Annotated in this window: 21 protein-coding genes and 1 riboswitch; of the genes, 9 read left to right on the top strand and 12 right to left on the bottom strand. The window is 69.9% G+C overall.

Annotation, left to right across the window (positions count from 1 at the left end):
- Nucleotides 1-14: 14 nt before the first annotated feature.
- Nucleotides 15-593 (bottom strand): TetR/AcrR family transcriptional regulator, encoded by a 579-nt coding sequence (locus tag MRBLWH11_RS07735; protein ID WP_341947408.1) that lies wholly within the window; start codon nt 591-593, stop codon nt 15-17.
- 66 nt (nt 594-659) lie between these two features.
- On the opposite strand from MRBLWH11_RS07735, the gene MRBLWH11_RS07730 reads away from it, so the two are divergent.
- Entirely contained in the window at nt 660-1295 is a 636-nt protein-coding gene (locus tag MRBLWH11_RS07730) for an NAD(P)H-dependent oxidoreductase (RefSeq protein WP_116633833.1), read from the top strand.
- Here the strand turns inward: MRBLWH11_RS07730 and rlmN are convergent.
- Nucleotides 1244-2545 carry a 23S rRNA (adenine(2503)-C(2))-methyltransferase RlmN gene (gene rlmN / locus MRBLWH11_RS07725; protein WP_341947406.1) on the bottom strand — a complete coding sequence of 434 codons (1302 nt, stop codon included), beginning with the start codon at nt 2543-2545 and terminating at the stop codon, nt 1244-1246. The genes MRBLWH11_RS07730 and rlmN overlap by 52 nt on opposite strands.
- Nucleotides 2546-2616: 71 nt before the next feature.
- Here rlmN and MRBLWH11_RS07720 point away from each other — a divergent pair, with 71 nt between their 5' ends.
- Nucleotides 2617-3177, top strand: a complete 561-nt coding sequence (locus tag MRBLWH11_RS07720; RefSeq protein WP_341947405.1) for a ribosomal protein L7/L12 — start codon at nt 2617-2619, stop codon at nt 3175-3177.
- Between the two features lie 63 nt (nt 3178-3240).
- Nucleotides 3241-3879: a bifunctional 4-hydroxy-2-oxoglutarate aldolase/2-dehydro-3-deoxy-phosphogluconate aldolase gene (locus MRBLWH11_RS07715; RefSeq protein ID WP_341947404.1), complete on the top strand. Its 639-nt coding sequence runs from the start codon at nt 3241-3243 to the stop codon at nt 3877-3879.
- Between the two features lie 15 nt (nt 3880-3894).
- Here MRBLWH11_RS07715 and MRBLWH11_RS07710 read toward each other — a convergent pair whose 3' ends face one another.
- Nucleotides 3895-4071, bottom strand: a complete 177-nt coding sequence (locus tag MRBLWH11_RS07710) for a hypothetical protein (RefSeq protein WP_341947402.1) — start codon at nt 4069-4071, stop codon at nt 3895-3897.
- Between MRBLWH11_RS07710 and MRBLWH11_RS07705 the strand changes: the two genes are divergently transcribed.
- Nucleotides 4058-4645 (top strand): ankyrin repeat domain-containing protein, encoded by a 588-nt coding sequence (locus MRBLWH11_RS07705; RefSeq protein ID WP_243408783.1) that lies wholly within the window; start codon nt 4058-4060, stop codon nt 4643-4645. The two genes, MRBLWH11_RS07710 and MRBLWH11_RS07705, sit on opposite strands and share 14 nt — an antisense overlap.
- Entirely contained in the window at nt 4642-5391 is a 750-nt protein-coding gene (locus tag MRBLWH11_RS07700) for a sulfite exporter TauE/SafE family protein (protein WP_341947401.1), read from the top strand. Before MRBLWH11_RS07705 ends, MRBLWH11_RS07700 begins: the two co-directional genes overlap by 4 nt.
- A gap of 6 nt (nt 5392-5397) precedes the next feature.
- On the opposite strand, the gene MRBLWH11_RS07695 is transcribed toward MRBLWH11_RS07700, so the two are convergent.
- Complete coding sequence (locus tag MRBLWH11_RS07695) at nt 5398-6228, bottom strand: NAD(P)-dependent oxidoreductase (RefSeq protein ID WP_341947400.1); 831 nt, start codon at nt 6226-6228, stop codon at nt 5398-5400.
- Nucleotides 6229-6255: 27 nt separating this feature from the next.
- On the bottom strand, nt 6256-7017 hold the full coding sequence (locus tag MRBLWH11_RS07690; RefSeq protein WP_341947399.1) for an SDR family NAD(P)-dependent oxidoreductase: 762 nt from the start codon (nt 7015-7017) through the stop codon (nt 6256-6258).
- Between the two features lie 117 nt (nt 7018-7134).
- Between MRBLWH11_RS07690 and MRBLWH11_RS07685 the strand changes: the two genes are divergently transcribed.
- Nucleotides 7135-7869: an aminoglycoside 3'-phosphotransferase gene (locus MRBLWH11_RS07685; RefSeq protein ID WP_341947398.1), complete on the top strand. Its 735-nt coding sequence runs from the start codon at nt 7135-7137 to the stop codon at nt 7867-7869.
- Nucleotides 7870-7888: 19 nt separating this feature from the next.
- Here MRBLWH11_RS07685 and MRBLWH11_RS07680 read toward each other — a convergent pair whose 3' ends face one another.
- The 3 genes from MRBLWH11_RS07680 to MRBLWH11_RS07670 all read right to left on the bottom strand — a co-directional run bounded on the left by MRBLWH11_RS07680 (nt 7889) and on the right by MRBLWH11_RS07670 (nt 10769).
- Nucleotides 7889-8668, bottom strand: a complete 780-nt coding sequence (locus MRBLWH11_RS07680; protein WP_341947396.1) for an energy-coupling factor transporter transmembrane component T — start codon at nt 8666-8668, stop codon at nt 7889-7891.
- On the bottom strand, nt 8665-10122 hold the full coding sequence (locus tag MRBLWH11_RS07675) for an ATP-binding cassette domain-containing protein (RefSeq protein WP_341947813.1): 1458 nt from the start codon (nt 10120-10122) through the stop codon (nt 8665-8667). Before MRBLWH11_RS07675 ends, MRBLWH11_RS07680 begins: the two co-directional genes overlap by 4 nt.
- Complete coding sequence (locus MRBLWH11_RS07670) at nt 10119-10769, bottom strand: ECF transporter S component (protein WP_341947395.1); 651 nt, start codon at nt 10767-10769, stop codon at nt 10119-10121. The genes MRBLWH11_RS07675 and MRBLWH11_RS07670 overlap by 4 nt, the downstream gene beginning before the upstream one ends.
- A riboswitch (TPP riboswitch) is annotated at nt 10760-10871 on the bottom strand. Its footprint overlaps the gene before it by 10 nt.
- Before the next feature lie 81 nt (nt 10872-10952).
- On the opposite strand from MRBLWH11_RS07670, the gene MRBLWH11_RS07665 reads away from it, so the two are divergent.
- Nucleotides 10953-12863, top strand: a complete 1911-nt coding sequence (locus MRBLWH11_RS07665; RefSeq protein ID WP_341947394.1) for a D-alanyl-D-alanine carboxypeptidase — start codon at nt 10953-10955, stop codon at nt 12861-12863.
- 67 nt (nt 12864-12930) lie between these two features.
- Here MRBLWH11_RS07665 and MRBLWH11_RS07660 read toward each other — a convergent pair whose 3' ends face one another.
- From MRBLWH11_RS07660 to MRBLWH11_RS07650, 3 genes are all read right to left on the bottom strand, one after another.
- Complete coding sequence (locus MRBLWH11_RS07660; protein WP_341947393.1) at nt 12931-15162, bottom strand: ABC transporter ATP-binding protein; 2232 nt, start codon at nt 15160-15162, stop codon at nt 12931-12933.
- Nucleotides 15159-16886 carry an ABC transporter ATP-binding protein gene (locus tag MRBLWH11_RS07655; protein WP_341947392.1) on the bottom strand — a complete coding sequence of 576 codons (1728 nt, stop codon included), beginning with the start codon at nt 16884-16886 and terminating at the stop codon, nt 15159-15161. The genes MRBLWH11_RS07660 and MRBLWH11_RS07655 overlap by 4 nt, the downstream gene beginning before the upstream one ends.
- A gap of 232 nt (nt 16887-17118) precedes the next feature.
- Nucleotides 17119-18180 carry an enoyl-CoA hydratase/isomerase family protein gene (locus tag MRBLWH11_RS07650; RefSeq protein ID WP_341947391.1) on the bottom strand — a complete coding sequence of 354 codons (1062 nt, stop codon included), beginning with the start codon at nt 18178-18180 and terminating at the stop codon, nt 17119-17121.
- Nucleotides 18181-18290: 110 nt separating this feature from the next.
- Here MRBLWH11_RS07650 and MRBLWH11_RS07645 point away from each other — a divergent pair, with 110 nt between their 5' ends.
- The gene (locus tag MRBLWH11_RS07645) at nt 18291-20417 is read left to right on the top strand and encodes an ATP-binding cassette domain-containing protein (RefSeq protein WP_341947390.1); all 2127 of its coding nucleotides are present in this window, start codon (nt 18291-18293) and stop codon (nt 20415-20417) included.
- 70 nt (nt 20418-20487) lie between these two features.
- Here the strand turns inward: MRBLWH11_RS07645 and MRBLWH11_RS07640 are convergent, their stop codons facing one another.
- Nucleotides 20488-20937 (bottom strand): hypothetical protein, encoded by a 450-nt coding sequence (locus MRBLWH11_RS07640; protein ID WP_116633822.1) that lies wholly within the window; start codon nt 20935-20937, stop codon nt 20488-20490.
- Nucleotides 20938-21071: 134 nt separating this feature from the next.
- Here MRBLWH11_RS07640 and MRBLWH11_RS07635 point away from each other — a divergent pair, with 134 nt between their 5' ends.
- Entirely contained in the window at nt 21072-22517 is a 1446-nt protein-coding gene (locus tag MRBLWH11_RS07635) for a DUF222 domain-containing protein (protein ID WP_341947389.1), read from the top strand.
- Nucleotides 22518-22570: the final 53 nt, after the last annotated feature.

Here is a 22570-nt window from a genome sequence, read left to right as displayed (position 1 = left end):
AGGCTTTGAACGACTCACAGGTTCGGCTCTCCGAGGAGCCGGTCGACGGTCGCGGCATGCGCGACGATGGCGTGGTCGAGCGTGAAGTGGCCGGCAGCGGCGAGGGTGCCCAGCCCGTGGATCAGCCCCCACAGCGCCAGTCCATCGGCCGGGGTGTCGAGGCCTGCCGCGGTGGCCGACTCGGCCAGCACGTCTTCGAGACCCTGGATGAGCGGCGCCATGGTGGCGGTCGGCGATCCGGGGACGCAGACCGTCGGATCGTAGACGGCGTCGAAGGCGTGCGGATGCTCGACCGCGAAGCGGATGTACGCCGATCCACCCTCGATGAGCCGTTCTCGGGGGGTGCCTGCCGCGACCGAGGCGACCCGCACCTGCTCCAGCAGGTCGGCCATGCTGCGCTCGGCGATGGCCTTCAGCAGTCCGAGCCGATCGGCGAAGTGGTGATACGGAGCGTTGTGGCTGACGTTCGCCGCGCGAGCGACCTCGCGAAGGCTGATCTCCGCGGCCGGCATCCGCTCCAGCAGCTGCATCGCGGCATCCTCGAGCGCGCGGGCGAGATCGCCGTGGTGGTAGCCGTCCTTCGAACTTGACATGAGCAACATTGTCTCCTATCTTGACAGTGTCCACCAGCTTGACACTGTCCAGATAGGAACGCAGCCATGCCCGCTCTCGTGATCGACGGCCACCCCGACGCCCGCTCTCTGACCGCCGCGCTCGCGCAGCGCTATGCCGCAGGGCACGGCGACGCCCGCGTGCTCGCGCTGCGCGACCTCGACTTCGATCCGCATCTGCGTTTCGGATACCGCGAGCGGATGACGCTCGAGCCGGACCTCGTCGAGGCCAAGCGAGCGCTGAGCGAGGCGCACACCGTGGTGGTGACCACGCCCCTGTGGTGGGGGTCGGTGCCCGCGGTGCTGAAGGGCTTCTTCGACCGGGCTCTTCTTCCGCAGCAGGAGTACCGCTACACGAAGCTCGGACTCCCCGAGGGCCTGCTGCCCGCACGTCGCGGGCGCCTGCTCCTGCTCGCCGACACCCCGTGGTTCGCGGCGCCGCTGACCGGTCTCCCCGCGCAGACGCACGTCGCGCGCAACACGATGCGCCTGTGCGGCATCCGCTCGGTGCGCACCCACCGGATGCTCGGCGTCAAGGACGCGAAGGAGGCGACCGTCACCCGCTGGCTCGACCGAGCCGAGCAGCTCGGCGCCCGCGACGCCCGCCGGTCGGCGGAACCGCGTCGGGCAGGTCAGGCCATCGCGGCCGAGGCGGCCTCGTCCTCCGTCGTCGCGACCAGCTGACCGCAGGCGCCGTCGATCTCCTTGCCGCGGGTATCGCGGAGGGTGGTCGGGATGCCGGCGTCGTTCAGGCGCCGCACGAACTCGTTCTGCACCGAGGTCTCCGACGAGGTCCAGATCGATCCCGGCGTCGGGTTCAGCGGGATCGGATTCACGTGCACCCAGCCGCGGCCGCGCTGGTTGAGCTTCTCGGCGAGGAGGTCGGCGCGCCAGGCGTGGTCGTTCATGTCCTTGATCAGCGCGTACTCGATCGAGACGCGGCGACCGGTCTTCGCGTAGTAGTCGTACGCGGCGTCGAGCGCCTCGTCGACCTTCCACCGGGAGTTCACCGGGATGAGCTCGTCGCGCAGGTGGTCGTCGGGCGCGTGCAGCGACAGCGCGAAGGTGACGGGGATGCCCTCGTCGGCGAGCTTCTTGATCGCCGGCACGAGCCCGACCGTCGACACCGTGATGCCGCGAGCGCTCATGCCCAGGCCGTCGGGCTGCGGGGCCACCATCGATCGCACGGCATCCATGACGCGCTTGTAGTTGGCGAGCGGCTCACCCATGCCCATGAAGACGATGTTCGAGACGCGCTCCATGCTGTGGTCGTCCGCCTTCTTGCCGCCGAGACCGCCCTCGGCGATCAGGCGGTTCGCGCGCACGATCTGCTCGATGATCTCCGCGGTCGACATGTTGCGGGTCAGGCCCGCCTGCCCGGTCGCGCAGAACGGGCAGTTCATGCCGCAGCCGGCCTGGCTCGACACGCAGAGCGTGATGCGACCGGGGTAGCGCATGAGCACCGACTCGACGAGCGCACCGTCATGCAGGCGCCAGAGGAACTTGATCGTGTCGCCGCGGTCGGTCTCGAGCCGGCGCACCTCGGTGAGCAGCGGCGGAAGCATCCCCGAGACGAGATCCTCGCGGATGCCGGCGGGGAGGTCGGTCATCTCGGCGGGATCCGACGTGTAGTGCCGGAAGTAGTGCGTGGAGAGCTGCTTCGCCCGGAAGCCGGGGAGCCCGAGCTCCTTGACCTTCTCGACCCGCTCGGCCGGGGTGAGGTCGGCGAGGTGCACGGGGGGCTTCCCCCGCTTCGGGCTCGCGAACTGCAGGAGCGGACGCCCCTCGGCATCCTTCTGCTGCGTCCAGCCCTCGGTTGCCGGACGCACCTGGGCGGGCTTCGTGGAGCGGACCTTGCCCTGGGCGGGTCGACCCTCCGGGGCGGACGCGGATGCTGCGGGGCGCGTCTCGCGCGTGCGGGGAGTGTCGGTCATACGTACAAGGGTACGCGGTGGCGGGTGGGAAGGCCCTGGGGCGCGGGACGGGGCGTCCCTAGACTGACCCCATGGACACCATCGTCTGGATCATCGGGATCGTCGTCGGCCTGGTCGTCGTCGTGGTGATCCTGTCCGCCGCGCTCCGAGGGATGCGACCGAAGCTCCCCGAACCCCAGGTGTTCACGCCCTCGCCGACGACCGCACGCTCGCTGCCCGCGTCGTCCGCGGCCACGACCGCCTCGGGTCTCACCCCGCAGGTCGTCGCCGAGATCGACCGGCTCATCGCGGCAGGGCAGAAGATCCACGCCATCAAGCTGTTCCGCGACGTCACGGGCGTCGGCCTGAAGGAGGCGAAGGACCGCGTCGAGCACTGGTCCATCAGCACGACGGCTCCGCACCTCGCTGCCCGTTCGAACGCCACCGCCGCGTACTCCTCGATCACTCCGGCGGCGCACACGCCCGCCTCGGTGCGCGCGTCGCTGCCGGCACCCGTCGCCTCCGACATCGACGAGCTGGTCGCCGGTGATCAGCGGATCGTCGCGATCAAGGTGCTTCGCGAGCACACCGGCCTCGGGCTCAAGGAGTCCAAGCTCCTGATCGACGCCTGGGTTCCCGGCCGCACGCACTGAGACAACTTGTAATTACAGGTTGTGTTCCGCGAGAATGGGGGCACCCCACCCCGAGGAGAACCGATGTCCGACCGTCTCGCCCGCGCCCGCACCACCGGCATCCTCGCCGTGCTCCGCGCTCCCTCGCCCGAACTCGCTCTGGAGGCGTCCGAGGCGATCATCCGCGGCGGCGTCACGGGCATCGAGGTCACGTTCTCGACGCCCGATGCCCCGGCTGTGATCCGCGAGCTGATCGCCCGGCACGGGGATGCCGCCTACGTCGGCGCCGGCACCGTGACCACTCCGGAGCAGGCGGCGCTCGCCGCCGACGCCGGGGCCGAGTTCCTCGTGAGTCCCGGCACGCTCCCCGACCTGACCCGCACCATGCTCGACACCGGCCGTGTCGTGATGACCGGCGCGATGACCCCGACCGAGGTCATGAGCGCACTCGCGCTGGGCGTCGACGTCGTCAAGATCTTCCCCGCCTCTCTCGGCGGCCCCTCCTACCTCGGCGCGCTGCGCGGGCCGTTCCCCGACGCTCCCCTCATGCCCACCGGCGGCGTCAGCCCCGACAACCTCGCGGCGTGGTTCGCCGCGGGTGCGGTGGCGGTCGGAGCCGGCGGCGATCTGGCGAACGGCGCGTCGATCGCGGCATCCGACTGGACGGACATCGAGCAGCGCGCGGCACGGTTCGCGACAGCGCTGTCCGCCGTCCGCGGCTGACGCGCTCCGCCGCCGTCACTCTGCGACGCATTCGGTCACGTTCAGCTTGGTTTGGTATACCAGAACGATGAGAACGAGACGGATGCTGGTCGCCGCGGCCATCGCGGCGAGCACGGCCCTGGCCGCCACGGCGTGCACCGCCTCCGCCGAAACGCCGCCGCCGTCTGAGGAGTCCTCCGTGTCCGAAGCCACCCGTGACCTGCTCGATGCGGTCGGCACGGGCGATGCCGACGCCGTCGCGAAGGCGCTCGACGCCGGCGCCGACATCGAGGCACGGGGTGAGGGCGGGATGACGGCGCTCGTGATCGCGACCAAGGCGAACAGCGTCGATGCCGCGAGCGTGCTCATCGAAGCGGGCGCCGACGTGAACGCGAAGGACGACATCCAGGACTCGGCCTACCTCTACGCGGGGGCCCGCGGTCACGACGAGATCCTGCGCCTCACCCTCGACAACGGCGCCGACCTGACGAGCACGAACCGCTTCGGCGGCACGGCGCTGATCCCGGCATCCGAGCGCGGCCTGCTCGCCACCGTGCGGATCCTGCTGGAGGCGGGCGTCGACCCGAACCACGTGAACGACCTCAACTGGACGGCGCTGCACGAGGCGATCGTGCTCGGCGACGGGTCCGGCGCCTACGTCGACGTGGTGCGCGCACTGATCGACGGCGGTGCCGACGTGACGATCCCCGACGGCGACGGCGTCCTCCCCCGCGAACTCGCCGCGAGTCGGGGCTATGACGCGATCGTCGCCGAGATCGACCGATGATCGGCCTCGAGCCGTGGGCATGGGCGGCCCTCGCCGTCGCCGCCATCACGATCGGCATCTCGAAGACCGCGATCCCCGGTGGCAACATCCTGGCGATCGCACTCTTCGCCGCCGTGCTGCCCGCCCGCACCTCGACGGCGGCGATGCTGCTCCTGCTCATGGTCGGCGACGTGTTCGCGTTGATCGCGTACCGCCGCCACGCGCACTGGCCGACGCTGCTGCGTCTCGCGCCGGCCGTCGTCGCAGGGCTGCTGGTCGGCTTCGCGTTCCTCGCGCTCGCCGGCGATGGCATCGTGCGGCGCGCGATCGGCGTGATCCTGCTCCTCATGATCGCCGTGACGCTGTGGCGCCGCTGGCGGCAGGACAGAGCGGATGCCGCGGCGCCCGCCCCCGGCGGCATCCTGCTGTCCGGCGTCTACGGCACGCTCGGCGGCTTCACCACGATGGTCGCCAACGCAGGCGGACCGGTGATGTCGATGTACTTCCTCGCGACGCGGACACCCGTGCAGGTGTTCCTCGGCACCTCGGCCTGGTTCTTCGCCATCATCAACCTGGTCAAGGTGCCGTTCCTCGCAGGACTCGGCCTGTTCCACGTGCCCGTGCTGCTGATGGACGCGGTGCTCGCCCCGCTGGTGGTGATCGGCGCCCTCGCCGGCATCCGTCTCGCGAAGCGCATGGACCAGCGGCTGTTCGACCGCATCGTGATCGTGCTCACCGTCGTGGGTGCGGTCTACCTGCTGTTCTGAGCCCGTTCAGTCGAGGAAGATGTCCGGGAACAGCGCCGAGTCGGGCGTCCCGGGGATCGCGGCGTAGCCGGAGAAGTCCGTCACGCCGTCGGCCTCGAGCACGTCCTCGACGATGAGCGTCTGGCCCGTGTAGCTCGCGGCGGGCTTGAGCAGCACCGCGTAGGCGGCATCCGCGTAGACGTCGGCCGTGCGGCTCGCCGCCATGACCTTGTCGCCGCCGAGGAGGTTCTGCACCGCCGCGGTGGCGATCGTCGTACGCGGCCAGAGCGTGTTCGCGGCGATGCCGTCACGGGCGAACTCCGCGGCCAGGCCGAGCGTCACCATCGTCATGCCGAACTTCGCCAGCGTGTACCCGGTGTGCGCGCCGAGCCACTTCGGCGTCGGGTTCAGGGGCGGCGACAGCGACAGGATGTGCGGGTTCTCGGCATCCTTGAGGATCGGGACCGCGGCGCGCGACAGCATGAACGTTCCGCGCACATTGACGTCCTGCATGAGGTCGTACTTCTTGGCGCCGAGCTCGAGCGAGCGCGACAGGTCGATCACACTGGCGTTGTTGATCACGATGTCGATGCCGCCGAACTCGCCCTGCGTCTTCAGGACGGCCTCGGTGATGTCGTCGTCGTCGCGCACGTCGCCGACGATCGGCAGCGCCTGCCCTCCCGCGGCGCGGATCTCCTCGGCCGCGCTGTGCACCGTGCCCTCGAGCTTCGGATGCGGGGTGTCGGTCTTCGCCAGCATCGCGATGTTCGCGCCGTCTCGCGCCGCACGCAGCGCGATCGCGAGGCCGATGCCGCGGCTTCCGCCGGACATCAGGATGGTCTTGCCTGCCAGTGACATGGGTGCTCCTCTGATCTGCCGGACGGGTTACTTCGGCGCCATGCGGATGGCGCCGTCGAGACGGATGGTCTCGCCGTTGAGGTAGCCGTTGTCGACGATGTGCTCCACCAGCGCGGCGTACTCGTCGGGACGGCCGAGGCGCGACGGGAACGGCACCTGCTGGCCGAGCGAGTCCTGCGCGGCCTGCGGCAGCCCCATCAGCATCGGCGTCTCCATGATGCCGGGGGCGATGGTGCACACGCGGATGCCGTAGCGGGCGAGCTCGCGGGCCACCGGGAGGGTCATCGCGTGCACGCCGCCCTTGGACGCGGAGTAGGCGGGCTGGCCGATCTGCCCGTCGAAGGCCGCGACGCTCGCGGTGTTCACGATCACGCCGCGATCGCCGCTCTCGGTGGGCTCGTTCTTCGCGATGACGGCAGCGGCCTGCGAGGTCACGTTGAACGTGCCGACGAGGTTGATGCGGACCACGCGCTCGAAGTCGGCGAGCACGGCGGGGTTCCCGTCGCGGTCGAGCACCTTGGCGGGCGGAGCGATCCCCGCGCAGTTCACGACGACGCGCAGCGGTGCGGCCGCCTGGGCCGCGGCGACGGCATCGCGCACCTCGTCGGCGCTGGTGACGTCGGCGGGCACGAACAGTCCGCCGAGCTCTTCGGCGATCTCCGCGCCCTTCGACGAGGCGAGGTCGACGATGGTGACGTGCGCGCCCGCCTTCGTGAGTCGTCGTGCTGTGGCGAGCCCGAGCCCGGACGCCCCTCCCGTGATGAGAGCACCCTGTCCGCTGACCTGCATCTGTTCTCCTTCGAACGTGTGCGACTGCTGCTTCTGAAACGCAGTCTCAGCCTACGTGGTTCTCCGTGCAGTCACGAAGCCGGGTCCGGGTATCGCACCGTGCGTCAGGATGGAGGCATGACGATTCCCACGGAACCGGTCGCCGTCCCCGAGAAGGTCCGCCGCCTCGCGCGTGGTGCGGACCTGGTCTGCGTCTGGGACAACGACTACGGCGGGCTCACCTTCCGAGCGACAGGTGCAGGCGATCCGTTCTACATCAAGTGGGGACCGCGGAACCTCGAGTTCAGCCTGCAGGACGAGGCCGAGCGGATGGCCTGGGCCTCCCGCTGGATCGCCGTGCCGACGGTGATCGAGCAGGGACAGGATGACACGCACGAGTGGCTCGTGACCGCGGCGATCGACGGCCTCAGCGCCGTGGACCCGCGCTGGGTCGCCGAACCCGCGACCGCTGTGCGCGCCGTCGGCGAGGCCCTGCGGGCGATGCACGACGCGCTCCCCGTCGAGGAGTGCCCGTGGGAGTGGAGCATCGCCTCGCGCATCGCGAACGCCGAAGGGCGCGGCATCGAGGTGCCGGACACGCTGCGCACCGCCCCGCCCATCGATCGCCTCGTCGTCAGCCACGGCGACGCCTGCTGCCCGAACACCCTCGTCGGCGACGACGGGCGCTGGATCGCCCACGTCGACCTCGCGCTGCTCGGGACCGCCGACCGCTGGGCCGACCTGGCCGTCGCCTCCATGAGCACGGAGTGGAACTACGGCCCCGGCTGGGAGGACGCACTCATCGAGGCCTACGGTCTCGAACCCGATCGCGAGCGCCTCGCCTACTACCGGGACCTCTGGAACGCGACCTGACGATCGCCTCGACTCGGGCTCAGCTCCAGACGAAGCGGAACGTGCCGAGGGCCACAGCGGCGGCGAGCGCCAGCGCCATGATCGCGACGCCCCCGAGCACGGCGACGGCATCCCGCGGATGCAGCCGCGACGGCCGCGACCAGGTGCGCGGGCTGCCGGACCCGAAGCCCCGCGCCTCCATCGCCAGCGCGAGCTTCGACCCTCGACGCACGGCGAACACGAGCAGCACGAAAGCCATCGAGAAGAACCGCCGCAGCGCTCCGCGGTCGCCGACGCCGCGCGCCCGGCGGGCGAGGCCCATGGTGCGCCAGTCGTCGAGGAACAGTCCGAGCATCCGCGTGCCGGCGAGGATGCCGAGCACGAAACGGCTCGGCAGCTTCGCGACCTGCGACAGTGCGTCCGCGAGCTGCGTGGGGTCCGTGCCGCCGAACAGGAGGATGGTCGGCAGGCCGAGGGCGATCACGCGCAGACTCACCGCGATCGCGAGGACGATCGATCCCTCGCTGATGGTCGCGAAGCCGAAGGTCCAGTAGACGCGACCGGCAGGTTCCGCGTAGAGCAGCATGCTGATCCCGGCGATCGGCGCGAAGATCATGATCGGCAGCAGCCGTTTCAGCACCGTGGCGAGGCGCAGGCCCGTCAGCGGCAGGCACAGTAGCTGCAGCCCGATCGCGACCAGGGCGCTCGTGACGTCGATCGATGCGAAGAGCGGCACCGAGAGCAGCAGCGCGAGCAGCAGCTTGGTCACCGGGTTGACGCCGTCGAGCCACGCCGCCCTGACGGTCTCGGTCGTGGTCACGATGCCGCCCCCAGCTCGATGCGGTGACCGCCGAGGTGCCGGATCACGGCATCGTCGTGGGTGACCGCGACGATCGAGCGACCGCGAGCGATCTCCTCCTGCAGCAGCGCGACCAGGGAGATCCATCCGCGGCGGTCCTGCCCGAAGGTCGGCTCGTCGAGCACGATCACCTCGGGTGCGCCCGCGAGCACGGTCGCCACCGAGAGGCGCCTCTTCTGTCCGCCCGAGAGAGAGAACGGATTGGCGAGCGCGAGAGGCGCGAGGCCCAGCCGCTCGAGCAGCTCGTCGACGACGGCATCCGTCTTCGACTGGGTCCACCCGAGAGCGCGCGGTCCGACGGCGAGCTCGTCGCGCAGAGTCTGCGCGAGGAACTGGTGCTCGGGCTCCTGGAACACCATGCCGATGCGGGTGAGCAGCTCGCGAGAGGTCCAGCGGATGGGACGGACCCCGCGGCGCCCGGCGAGTTCGGGCGCGGCGCGCACCTCGCCGTCGTGTTCGGGGACGAGGCCGGCGAGAGTGAGCGCGAGCGTCGACTTCCCCGCGCCGTTCGGCCCGGTGATCACGGTCGCGTTCGCCCGCGGGACACGCAGGTCGAGCCCCGCCTGCACGACCACGCCGGGTTCCCTGGCGACCGCGAGCCGGGACGCCGTGAGGGCGTCGGATGCCGGCACCTGCTGCAGCACCGGGAGCTCGATGCCGCGATCGGGCACCCACACCCCGGCGTCGGCGAGCGTGGCCCCGTGCTCGGCGAACACCCGATGGGGCGGGCCGTCCGCCAGCAGGCCTCCGTCGGCGGCGAGCACGATCACCCGCGTCATCAGGTCGATCCAGACAGGCGTGCGGTGCTCGACGACGATCAGCGTCGCACCGGTCGCGGTGACAGCACGCTCGACGCTGGCCCGCACCTCGTGCACGCCGTCGGGGTCGAGGTTGGCCGTCGGCTCATCGAGCAGGAGGAGCCCTGGCCGCATGGCCAGCACGCCGGCGAGCACGAGTCGCTGCTTCTGCCCTCCCGACAGCGCCTTGGTCGCGCGGTGGAGCGGTACGTCGAGGCCCACGGCATCCATCGCCTCGGCGACCCGGCCAGGGATCTCGGATGCCGCGACGCCCAGGTTCTCGCACCCGAAGGCGATGTCGTCACCCACCTTGGACAGCACGATCCCGGCGTCCGGATCCTGGAGCACCAGACCGACCTGTCCGCGCCGAGACTCCGGGGCGGCCCCGTCGACGAGCAGCGAGCCGTGACGGTCGCCTTCATCGGCGTCTCCGAGCACGCCCGCGAGGCCGGCGAGCAGCGTGGACTTGCCGGCACCGGAGGCGCCGAGGAGCAGCACGCGCTCCCCGGGCTCGATCGTGAAGCTCACATCGGTGACCGCCGGGCGCTTTCGACCGGCGTAGCGCCACCCCCAGCCCGCGGCCTGCACGCGGGCCGGGGCGGCGACACTCACGCTCAGACCTCGCGCACGTGCTCTCGCCCGACGGCGAAGCGGCTCAGTGCGCCCGTGACCGCCAGAGCGCGCACGAGCAGCCAGCCGAGGACGCCGGCCAGGATCGCTCCGGAGACGACGACGCTGACCAGGTAGATCGTGTTGAACTCGAGCGACTTCAGGATGTTCGGCGAGCTGCCGTAGAAGAGCTCGAACACCCACGCGGCAGCTGCCGCACCCGTACCGGCCAGTGCGGCGACGACGATGCCGAAGCGGCGGTAGAAGAACAGCGCGAAGATGATCTCCGCACCGAGTCCCTGGACGAGTCCGGAGAGCACCGTGGAGACCCCCCAGACGTTGCCGATCAGCATCGAGACGATCGCCGCGACGAGCTCGACGACCAGCGCGGCGCCGGGCTTGCGGATCACGAGTCCGCCGACGACGCCACCGAGCAGCCAGACGCCGACGGCGATGCCGCCGAGACCGGGGGTCAGGGCATCGGCCGCGCCGAACCAGGCGTAGCCGATCGTGTTCCAGCCCCAGAAGACCAGGCCGATCGCGACGCCGAGCACTGCGGCGACGACGATGTCGACGACGCGCCAGCGGAAGAGGCCTGCGGCGGGTGTCTGACCCTGCGTCGTGGTGGACGCGGATGTGGACGTGGACGTACTCATCTGAACTCCTCCCTGCGCTGGCATGACCCAGATCAGGTTCGACGGTCGAAGCGCGATTCGCTCCCTCTCAGCCCGGCTCGCCGGACTCCCGTGGTTGTGCTGACGATCCTACCGCGTCCCGACACTCTGTGACCTCGGGGTGACTCCGCCGCGATCGCGGCCGGGATTCGGTACCGTAAACGAGTGACCCCTTCTGATCCCGCCGACGAGGCGACGGGCGTCCTGGGCGACGGTGCTCCTTCGGACACCTCCCCCGACGCCGATCGCGCCGCGTTCCCGTTCGGGACGGATGCCGCCACGCGCACGCCGGACCAGGCTTCTGCCTTCGCGACCGACGCCCTGTTCGCGGGCGATGCGCCGCCGCCGTCCTCGACCCACGTGCCCGCCCTCGCGGTCTCGGCCGTCGCCGTCGACGCGCTGTTCACCTCGGACCCGCCGCGTCCGGAGGCCGGCGAGGTCACGGCGGTCGAGAGCGTCCCGACTGAAACGGTCCCGACCGAGAGCGTCCCCACTGAGACGGTCCCGACCGAGCAGACCCTGTCCGACACCGCCCCGACCGAGACGGTCGCTGCGGGAAGCGTCCCGACCGAGGCCCCCACCGACGTCGTGGAGCCGCCTCTCTTCAAGCCGCGCGCCGATGCGCCGACGGCGACGCTCCCTCCCGAATCGTCCGCCGCGACGCCTGACGAGACCGACGGCGGGGCCGCGGCCCTGCAGGCGCCTCCCGCGCAGTGGGCCGACGAGGCCGTCACCGCGACCGCCCTGACCTGGGTCGACCCCGCGGCCGTCGCGCACCACACGTCCGTGGCGACGCTCGATGACGTCGCCGACGCCGAACAGTCCGACGGACTGATGCGCGATGCGCACCTGCGGCCGGCGATCACGCGTCCGGGTCTGCTGGTCCCGCTGGGCGTGCTCGCCGGGCTGGTCGCGGCCTATGCCGGCACGACGCTGCTCTGGCCGCTGCACGAGGTTCCTCCGACCGTGCAGACGATCGAGTTCGACACGATCCCCGCACCGGCAGCGACCCTCACCTGGCCGGCGCAGGGCAGCGCGGCCGTCGGGATCGCCGGTGTGAGCACGGCCGCCTCCACGCCGGACGCCGCGAGCATCGCCAGCATCACCAAGGTCGTGAGCACTCTGATGGTGCTCGACCGGATGCCGCTGGCCCTCGGCGAGCAGGGGCCGGAGTTCTCGTTCGACAGCGACGACGAGGATGAGTACTGGGAGTACCGGAGGTCGGACCAATCGGCCCTGGACGTGCCGGTCGACGGCGTGCTGACGGAGTATCAGCTGCTGCAGGGCACGCTGATGGGCTCGGCGAACAACTACATCGACCGGCTGGCCTCGGAGATCTGGGGGTCCGACGAGCAGTTCGCGGACGCCGCTGCCGTGTGGTTGCGGGAGCGCGGGCTCGGCGGCATCACCGTCGTCACGCCGTCCGGTTTCGACGAGGGCAACGTGGCGACCCCGGAGGCGCTGATCACGCTCGGCGAATGGGCGATGAAGAACCCGGTCTTCGCCGAGATCGTCGGAACCCCGGTGGTCGATCTGCCCGGAGCGGGCACAGTGGTCAACACGAACGGAATGCTCGTCGACCCGGGCGTCGTGGGCATCAAGACCGGATCACTGGTCGGGTGGAACCTGCTGACGGCGAAGGACCTCGCAGTCGGCGACACCACCGTGCGGCTCTACGCCGCGGTGCTGAACCAGGCGGATGACGAGCAGCGCCTCGCCGCGACGCGCGCGCTCTTCGCCGAGACCGAGGCCGCGCTGCAGGCGCAGGCCCCCGCCGTCGAGAAGGGCACGGTCGTCGGAGAGGTCACGACGCTCTGGGGCGAGAAGGTCGAGATCGTCACCGCTGACGACGCGAACGTCGTGCTCTGGAACGGGTCGACCGCGACCACGACGACGGACTTCGCCTTGGGCGACCAGCGCGAGCAGAAGGGCACGGTGGGCACACTGACCACGGCGGGCCCGCTCGACTCCGTGACGACACCGCTCGTGCTCGCGGAGGACGTCGAGGGGCCGAGTCCCTGGTGGCGGCTGACGCACCCGCTGCAGCTGCTCGGCATCCATTCCGACGAGTCCTGACCGGCTTCGACAACAGCACGACGCCCCACCCCGGAGAACGGGATGGGGCGTCGTGCTGTGCAGGTGATCAGGCCCGGCGACCGGAGTCGTCGGCACCGTCCTCCACCAGGCGCTGCGCGGCCGCGGCCTCTGCCGTCGGCGACTGCGCACCGACCGACGCGCCGGCTGCGGCGTCATCCGCCTCGGCCTGAGCACTGTCGTCGGCGTCGCCGGTGACGACGACCGGGGTCGTCCCGGTGAGCGCTTCTTCGGCATCGAGGTCGGTGGCCGCCTGCTCGAACTGCGACTGGTACAGGCGCCAGTAGGCGCCCTGCGCGGCGATGAGCTCGTCGTGCGTGCCCTTCTCCACGATGTCACCGTGCTCCATCACGAGGATGAGGTCGGCGTCGCGGATGGTCGACAGGCGGTGCGCGATCACGAACGACGTGCGGCCCTCACGGAGTGCCGCCATGGCGTGCTGCAGCAGCAGCTCGGTGCGGGTGTCGACCGCCGACGTGGCCTCATCGAGGATGAGGATCGACGGCTGCGCGACGAACGCGCGGGCGATGGTGATGAGCTGGCGCTCACCCGCCGAGACGTTCGAGGCGTCCTCGTCGAGGACCGTGTCGTAGCCCTCGGGGAGAGCGTGCACGAATCGGTCGACGTACGTCGCCTTGGCCGCCTCGAGAACCTCGTCGTCGCTCGCCGTGGAGCGGCCGTACCGGATGTTCTCGCGGATGCTGCCTGCGAACAGCCACGGATCCTGAAGCACCATGCCGGTGCGGGAGCGCAGATCGTCGCGGGTGATCTCGGCGATGTCCTGACCGTCGAGCATGATCCGGCCGCCGCTGAGCTCGTAGAACCGCATGATCAGGTTGACCAGCGTGGTCTTGCCCGCACCGGTCGGTCCGACGATCGCGACGGTCTGTCCCGGTTCCACTCGGAAGGACAGGTCCTGGATGAGCGGGCGCTCGGGCGTGTAGGAGAACGCGACGTTCTCGAACTCGATGACGCCCTTGCCGTCGGCGAGCTCCGGAGCATCGGCGTCGTCCGCCTCCTGCTCGTCGGCGTCCAGCAGCTGGAAGACGCGCTCGGCCGACGCGGTGCCGGACTGCACGACCGCGGCCATGCCGCCCAGCTCGGACAGCGGCTGCGTGAACTGCTGCGAGTACTGGATGAACGCCTGCACGTCGCCGAGACGGAGCTGACCGTTCGCGACCATCAGCCCGCCGAGCACCGCGATGCCCACGTAGCTGAGGCTGCCGACGAACATCATCGCCGGCATGATGATGCCGGAGAGGAACTGCGCCTTGAAGCTCGCCTGGAACAGCTCTTCGTTCTCGACCTGGAACTTATCGAGCGCGTCGTTCTCGCGTCCGAACACCTTGACGAGGGCGTGGCCCGAGAAGGCCTCCTCGACGCGGGCGTTCAGTCGGCCGACCTTGCGCCACTGAGCGCCGAACGCCTTCTGCGAACGCGGACCGATGACACCGAAGATCACGGCCATCAGCGGCAGTGTGATGAGGGCGACGAGCGCCAGCTGCCACGAGATCGAGAACATCATGAACAGCACGCCGATCACGGTGAGCACCGAGGTGAGCGCTCCGGACAGCGACTGCTGCATCGTCTGCGTGATGTTGTCGATGTCGTTCGTGACCCGCGAGATCAGCTCACCGCGCTGCACCTTGTCGAAGTAAGACAGGGGCAGACGGTTGATCTTCGCCTCGACCGATTCCCGGAGGCGCCACATCGTGCGCACCATGATCACGTTGATGACGTAGCCCTGGATCCAGGTGAGGAACGCCGCCGCGACGTAGATCGCGAGGACCGCGGCGATGATCCAGCGCAGCGCCTCGAAGTCGACGCCCTGTCCGACCGTGAAGTCGCCGAGCGCGCCGACCTGGTTCGCGAAGTCGTCCTGCCCCGCGCTGCGCAGGGCCTCGACGACGACGTCCTGCGAGGTGCCGGCGGGGAACCCGGGGAAGTCGCCGTTGGGCTGCCCGAGCTGGATGGAGATGAAGCCCTTGTAGACGAGGTTCGTCGCCTCGCCGAGCACCTTGGGTGCCGCGACCGTGAGGACGACGCCGAGGGCGCCGAGGATCGACACGAAGACGAACCACACCGCCGAGGGCTTCAGCAGGCCGATCATGCGCGCGAAGCTCGGACCGAAGTTGTCGGCCTTGCCCGGTGCGACGCTGTCCCAGTCGCCCGAGTTCTGGCGCGCCTGCTCGGCGAGCTCGGCCTCGTACTTCTCTTCCTCGGTCAGCTCGGGCTCGGCGACCGCTGCCTTGCCGCGGCCTCGCTTGGTGTTGTCGCTCATGCGTCCACCCCCAGCTGCGATTCGACGATCTCTCGATAGGTCTCGCTCGTCTCGAGCAGTTCCTCATGGGTTCCGACGCCGACCATGGTGCCGCCTTCGAGGACGACGATGCGGTCGGCATCCGTGATCGACGAGACGCGCTGCGCGACCACGATCTTCGTGACGTGCGGGAGCTCCCGCCACAGCGCCTGTCTCAAGCGGGCATCCGTCGTCAGGTCGAGAGCCGAGAACGAGTCGTCGAACACGAGGACCTGCGGCTGATGCACGATCGCACGGGCGATCGCAAGGCGCTGACGCTGTCCGCCGGAGACGTTCGTGCCGCCCTGCGCGATGCGCGACTCGAGGCCCTGCGGCATCTCCTCGACGAAGTCGCGGCCCTGCGCGATCTCGAGCGCGTGCCAGAGCTCTTCGTCCGTGGCCTCCTCGCGCCCGTAGCGCAGGTTCGACGCGACCGTGCCGGTGAAGAGGAACGGACGCTGCGGCACGAGGCCGATGCTGTCCCACAGCGCCTCCACGTCGGCGTCGCGCACATCGGTGCCGCCGACGTGCACGGCTCCTCCCGAGACGTCGAAGAGGCGCGGGATGAGCGAGACGAGCGTCGTCTTGCCCGATCCGGTGGAACCGACGATCGCGACCGTCTCTCCGGGCTGCGCGCCGAAGCTGATGCCCGAGAGCACGGGGGCATCGGCGCCGGGGTAGGTGAACTCGACGTCGTCGAACGCCACGGCACCGGGTGCAGGGAACGCGGTGACGCCGTTCTCCGGGCGGATCATGGAGGACTCCGAGTCGAGCACCTCGCCGATGCGCTCGGCCGAGACCGCGGCGCGCGGGATCATCATCGCCATGAAGCTGGCCATGATGACGCCGCCCATGATCTGGCCGATGTACTGCATGAAGGCGAAGAGCGTGCCGACCTGCACCGTGCCGTTGTTGACCTCGATGCCGCCGAACCAGATGACCGAGACGACGGTGACGTTGAGGATCAGCATGAACAGCGGGAACAGCAGCACGAACAGCGAGCCGACCTTGCGTCCGACGACCATGATGTCGGTGTTGGCTCCGCGGAAGCGCTCCTCTTCGATGCCCTCGCGCACGAATGCGCGCACGACGCGAACACCCGTGAGCTGCTCGCGCATGATGCGGTTGACGTTGTCGAGCTTGCCCTGGTAGCTGCGGAACAGCGGCACCATGCGCCCGATGACCAGGGCCGCGAGGATGAGGAGGGCCGGCACCGAGACGGCGATGAGCCAGCTGAGGCCGACGTTGGTCTGGACGGCGAAGATGATGCCGCCGATCGCGAGCAGAGGCGCGGTGACGAGCATGGTCGCGCCCATCATCGCGAGCATCTGCACCTGCTGCACGTCGTTCGTGTTCCGCGTGATGAGCGAGCCGGCGCCGAAGACGGAGACCTCGCGCTCGGAGAAGCCGCTGACCTTGCCGAAGACGTCGGCGCGGATGTCGCGACCGGCGCCCATCGCGGCGCGGGCGGCGAAGTAGGTGGCGGTGACCGAGGCGATGATCTGGCCCAGCGAGACGGCGAGCATGAACAGCCCGGTGCTCCAGATGTAGCCGGTGTCTCCCTGCGCGACGCCCTTGTCGATGATGTCGGCGTTCAGGCGCGGGAGGTAGAGGGTCGCGGCGGCGCTAGCGAGCTGGAAGACCAGCACGCCGAGCAGGAGCCACCTATAGCGAGACAGATAGCGGACGAGGATTTTTCCCAGCACAGGCGGACTTTCTAGGAAGGATGGAGCGACAGGTTTCTCGGCAGACGGATGCCGACCGACAACCGGCCACAAGACAGAGTGCCACGAACCGCGGACATTCGTATCCCCCTTTCGGAGGACCTTCGCTGACAGCGAACCTCGTCGACCGCGGCCTGCGGTTTCTGAACCCGGGCGAAGAACGGGCGGCGTGTATTCGCGCGAATGGAGACCTCTTCTTCGCGCACAGCGAGACTCAGAAGAGCGGACGCTCCGGTGCGTAGTCGCGCGCGCCGGCGCCGGCATCCGGTGCCAGCTCGGCGAGCGTCGGGGGCTGCCATTTCGGATCGCGGTCCTTGTCGACGAGCTGCGCGCGGATGCCCTCGACGAGGTCGGGGTGCTCGTTCACGAACCACAGGACACGGCGGTACTCGCCTTCCAACGCTGCACGCAGGTTCGGGAGGCCACGCGCTTCGCGCACGGCGTCGAGGGTGACGACGAGCGCGGTCGGCGCGAGCTCCTCCAGGAGGTCGGCGGTGGCGGCGGCATCCGTCGTCCCCTGACTCCGCAGGCGCTCGACGATCTCGACGACCGTCGGCGCGGAGAACGCCTCGTCGATCCATGTGCGCGATGCGGGGAGCTGCGACGGGTCGGGCGTCTCGTCGAAGAGCAGCACGATCTCACTCGGCCCCGTGGGGTCGGCGCGGTAGGCCAGCGCCTCGCGCAGGGCGTCGAGCCGGTCGGAGGGGACGAAGTGGTCGGCGAATCCGAGCAGCACGGCATCCGCTCCGTCCATGGTCGAGCCGGTGAGCGCGAAGTACTCGCCGAAGCGGCCGGGAGCGCGCCCGAGCAGCCAGGTGCCGCCGACGTCGGGAGTGAACCCGATGCGGGTCTCGGGCATCGCCAGCCTCGACCGCTCGGTGACGATGCGGATCGCGGCGTGGCCGGCCAGGCCGATGCCGCCGCCCATCGTGATGCCGTCCGCTATCGCGACCACGGGCTTCGGGTACTCGGCGATCAGCGCGTTCAGCGCGTACTCGGCGCGGAAGAACTCGGCGGTCCGCTCTGCGTGACCGGAGACGATCTGGCCGTGCAGGGCACGCACATCGCCACCCGCGCACATCCCCCGCTCCCCGGCGCCGTCGATCAGCACGATCTGCACGTCGGTGTCGTCGATCCAGGCGGTGAGAGCCTGCGTGAGCAGCTCGATCATGCCGAGGTCGAGGGCGTTGATCGCCTCGGGGCGGTTGAGGGTGAGCCGGCCGAGCGCTCCTTCCTTGCTCGCGAGGACGCGGGGCGCAGCGATGGTGTCGGTCACGCGTGCCAGGCTACTCCGTCGGCGCGGGGTCGGAATCCGCACGAAATACGCGATCCGGGCGCTTTTCCGGCAGGATAGGGGGAACTGTTCATTGCAACGAGAGGTCGCGGATGCCCGACGGACAGGTGCTCGAGTTCACGAATGTGACGAAGCGCTTCAATGAGGTGACCGCTGTCTCCGATTTCTCGGCACGAGTCGAGCCCGGCGCCGTCACCGCCTTCCTCGGCCCGAACGGGGCAGGCAAGACCACCACTCTTCGTATTCTGCTCGGTCAGATCCGAGCCACCTCCGGCACCGCCACGATCGGCGGGACCACCTTCGCGGAGCTGCGTCAGCCGCTGCGCACGATCGGCTCCGTGCTCGAGGAGACGGTCTACCGTCCGCGCCGGACCGCGAGCCGGCAGCTGACCATCGCCGCGAAGGCGAACGGCATCCCGCTCGCGCGCGTCGACGAGGTCCTCGCGATGGTGGGTCTCGAGGGTGAAGGCGATTCCCGCATCGGCGGATTCTCGCTCGGCATGCGCCAGCGGCTGAGCATCGCGAACGCCCTCCTGGGCGACCCTGGGGCCCTCGTCTTCGACGAGCCCGCGAACGGTCTCGACCCCGAGGGCATCCGCTGGATGCGCCTCCTGATGCGACGCCTGGCCGACGAGGGCCGCACGGTGCTCGTCTCGTCGCACCTCCTCAGCGAGATCGAGCAGGTCGCCGACAACGTGCTCGTCCTGTCGAAGGGTCAGCTGGTGCTGGCCAGCGGCATCGAGACGCTCGCCGACCCGAAGAACGGCTCGGTGGTCGTGGACGCCGCCGATCGCGCCGCCCTCACGGCGGCCCTCTCCGGTGCAGGATTCGACGTCGAGGTGCTGCGCTCCGGACTCACCGTGCGCGGCGGAGACGCCGGTACCGTCGGCGCCGTCGCCGCGGACGCGGGGATCGCGCTGAGCACGCTCGTGCAGCGCGGCCCGACCCTGGAAGACGTCTTCATCGAGCATGTGCGCGGCGGGAAGTTCAGCCCGCGCGCCGAGGCCGCCGCGCCGCAGCTCGTCGCCCCGCAGAGCGCGGAGGCACCCGGCGCAGGAATCGCCGCCGGCGCTGTCGCGGCGGGGGTTGCCGGCGTCGCGGGTGTTGCCGGTGTCGCGGGTGTCGCTGCTCTCGGCGACGCTGACGAAGCGACGGCGTCCGAGGACGAGGCTTCGGAGGTTTCGGAGGCAGCTGAGGATTCGGAGGCTGCGGAGGATTCGGAGGCTGCGGTCGAGGAGAGTGCTGTCGAAGCGCTCGTCGCCGACGACGCGGCCGATGCGGGTTTCGCCGTCGAGGAGAGCTCCGTTGAGGAGAGCTCCGTCGAGGAGAGCTCGGTCGAGGAGAGCTCCGTTGAGGAGACCTCGGCCGAGAACAGCACGGTCGAGAACAGCACGGTCGAGCAGCACGATGCTGACGACGCTACGTCCGACGATGCACCTCAGGACGATGCGTCTCACGATGGCGCATCCGAGGAGGATGCCGCGCCGACGCGCTCCTTCGACGAGATCCTGTTCGGCACGTCGGCTCCCATCGCATCCGAGGCGACGGAATCCGACGACGCGGCACAGGACGGCACGGACCAGCCGGGCGACGACGCGCACGCCGGCGTCGAGTTCTTCACGGAGCTCGGCGCGACGGATGACACGGCGGACGAGGCGTCCGACTCGGCCGACGTCGCTTCCGAGGCGACCGACGCCGCCTCCGATGCGACGGACGCGGACAGCGAAGCCGAGTCGGACGATGAGTCCGTGAACGCGGACGCCGGGTCCGCGCAAGACGAGGCGCAGCCCGACGCCGCTGAGGCCCCCGACTCCGACTCCACGGACGACGACGACCCCCGATCGGCTGCCGTCAGCTCCATGCTCGCGGCTGCCGCACGTGCGTACTACGAGGACGAGCCGAAGGACTATCCGCAGGATGCGTCCTCCGACGAGGGAACGCACTGGGCGGTCGCGTCCACGGGTGTGATCGACACCGTCCCGCTCGCGGGCGAGCCGGCCCCCGACAGCGAAGCGGATGCCGGGGAGCAGGGCGAGACCCACGACGAGGACGCCGGGGACTCGGACGGCTCCGAGAACCACGACGAGAACGCCGAGCACTCCGAGGGCTCCGAGCACTCCGAGGGCTCCGAGGACAACGGCGAGCACGGCGAGCACGGCGAGCACCATGAGCATCACGAGCACCACGGCGACGAGAACTCCGAGCACCATCACGGCTGAGACCGCCCGCTGACACGAGAAAGCCCTCCGCGCCGAAAGGTGCGGAGGGCTTTCCCGATGAACGGGCGGGTCAGGCGGGTCGCGGACGGATGACCGGTCGGCGGCTGCCCTTCGAGACGGGGGTCGGCGCGGTCGCGACGATCTCCTCCACGTCTGCGGGTTCGGTCGACACGTCGAGACGGAGCGCCTGCGTGAGCGCGAGACCGTGACGCGTGCTCAGGATCAGCCGACGGTACTGCTCGTCACCCTCGAGGTCGATCACGACACCGGGTCGACGACGACGGATGAGCACGAAGTCGAGGCTGCCCGCAGCCTTCCAGCTGCCGGCGGCGAGCACGCCGGGGATGTGGGTTCCGGGGTTCGGTACGCCGCGCAGCCAGGTCCAGGCGTCTTCCGTGAGCTGCACCTTGGTGATGGTGTCGCGGACGACGCGGAGGTTGCTCCGGTGGAAGGTGGCGGCACGCTCGATCGGCGAGAGCACGACCTCCAGTTGCGTCTGGTCCAGCAGCAACGTCACCATGACCCCAGTCTGCCAGCGCGGCCCTCCCAGTTGTCTGGAAGTTGCTCACAGGAACGCAACGATCCGTTGTGGGATCGCACCAGTCGCCCCGAATCACCTCTTGCACTTTCGAACATATGTTCTATACTAGAGGCATGAGCTCCTCTCCGACAAGCGACATCGAGCAGCGTCAGCGGTTGCTCGACGCATGGGTGGAGAAGCGCCGGCAGATCGCCGTGAACGAGGCCGAGGCGGCCTCGTTCCTCGCCGACCGGATGCGCATCCTCGACCAAGATGTGAAGGATCATCCGCACCACCGCGACGCGATCCACCGCTCCATGATCGCGGAGTACTCCGCGGCGGGACGCCTGGCCCGAGGCAGCGTCGAGTACGCGTTCTCGGATGCCTGTCTGCTCGACTCCGAGCATCCGGCTGTGCAGGAGTCCTTCCGGCGGGGAGACATCACGGCGGCCCACGTGCGCGAGATCGTCCGTGCGGGAATGATCGTGCGACTGGCCGTGCGGGAGGGACGGGTGGATGCCGAGACGCTGGGTCTCTACGACGCCGCGGCCCTCGAGATCGCCGAACACGACTCCCCCGGCCGCACGCGGGCCATGGTGCGGCAGATCGCCGCGTCGCTGGCCGGAGAGACCCTGGTCGAGCGTCACCGACGCGCCCGCGGCGAGCGCGCGGTGACGATGCGCTCGCTCGACGACGGCCTCGCACTGCTCCAGGTGGTGCTGCCCGAGCATCTCGCCGCGGCGATCCTCGATCGGCTGACGCGGCTCGCTCGGCAGGTGATCACCACCCGCGACGAGCAGGATCCTGTCCTCTCCTCCGACGCGCTCGACTCCGGAGACGACGCCGTGTTCGTGCGCGATCTCGCCGCCGACGATCCGCACCGGGACGATCCTGCGCTCAACGAACACCGCATCGATCACGACCCGCTCGACGCGCACTCCATCGTCAGCGGAGACACCTACACGACCGACCCCTGGATCGAGCACGTGCCGGCCGACGACCGCACACTCGATCAGGTGCGCGCCGATCTGCTCACGGACCTGCTGCTCGCGAGCGATCCTGTCGCAGCCAGCGGCACAGGGCTCGACGGAATCCGCGCCCAGATCCAGGTCACCATCGCGGCCTCCACCCTCGCCGGAGCCGATGACCGTCCGGCGGAGTTCGACGGATTCGGTCCGCTGCACCCCGACATCGCGCGAGACCTCGCTGCGCGCGCGGGCGGATGGTCCCGCCTGTTCCTCGACCGCACCGGGATGGTGACGGCGACCGACGCGTACTCGCCGACCGAGGCGATGCGTCGGCATCTGCGGGCACGAGACCAGCACTGCCGGTTCCCCGGCTGTCGCATGCCGACGCAGCGCTGCCAGATCGATCACAACCACGACCACGCCAGAGGCGGGCCGACGTCGAACGACAACCTCTCCCACTTGTGTCTGGGGCACCACGCGCTCAAGCATCCTGATATCGACGGCCGCTATCGATGGACCGCCCGACAGCGTCCCGGTGGAGACATCGAGTGGACGAGTCCGCTCGGGCGCACCTTCAGCGATCTGGCACGCCGACGCGTCATGTTCGTCTGAGCGGCGAATCCCCCGACCAGCTCCTCCTGGCCCGCTCCTGCCGACCAGCTCAT

It is taken from the genome of Microbacterium sp. LWH11-1.2, from assembly GCF_038397745.1.
Lineage (GTDB): Bacteria > Actinomycetota > Actinomycetes > Actinomycetales > Microbacteriaceae > Microbacterium.
The sequence above is the reverse complement of the archived record's forward strand: the minus strand, read 5'-3'. Positions and strand labels throughout refer to the sequence as shown.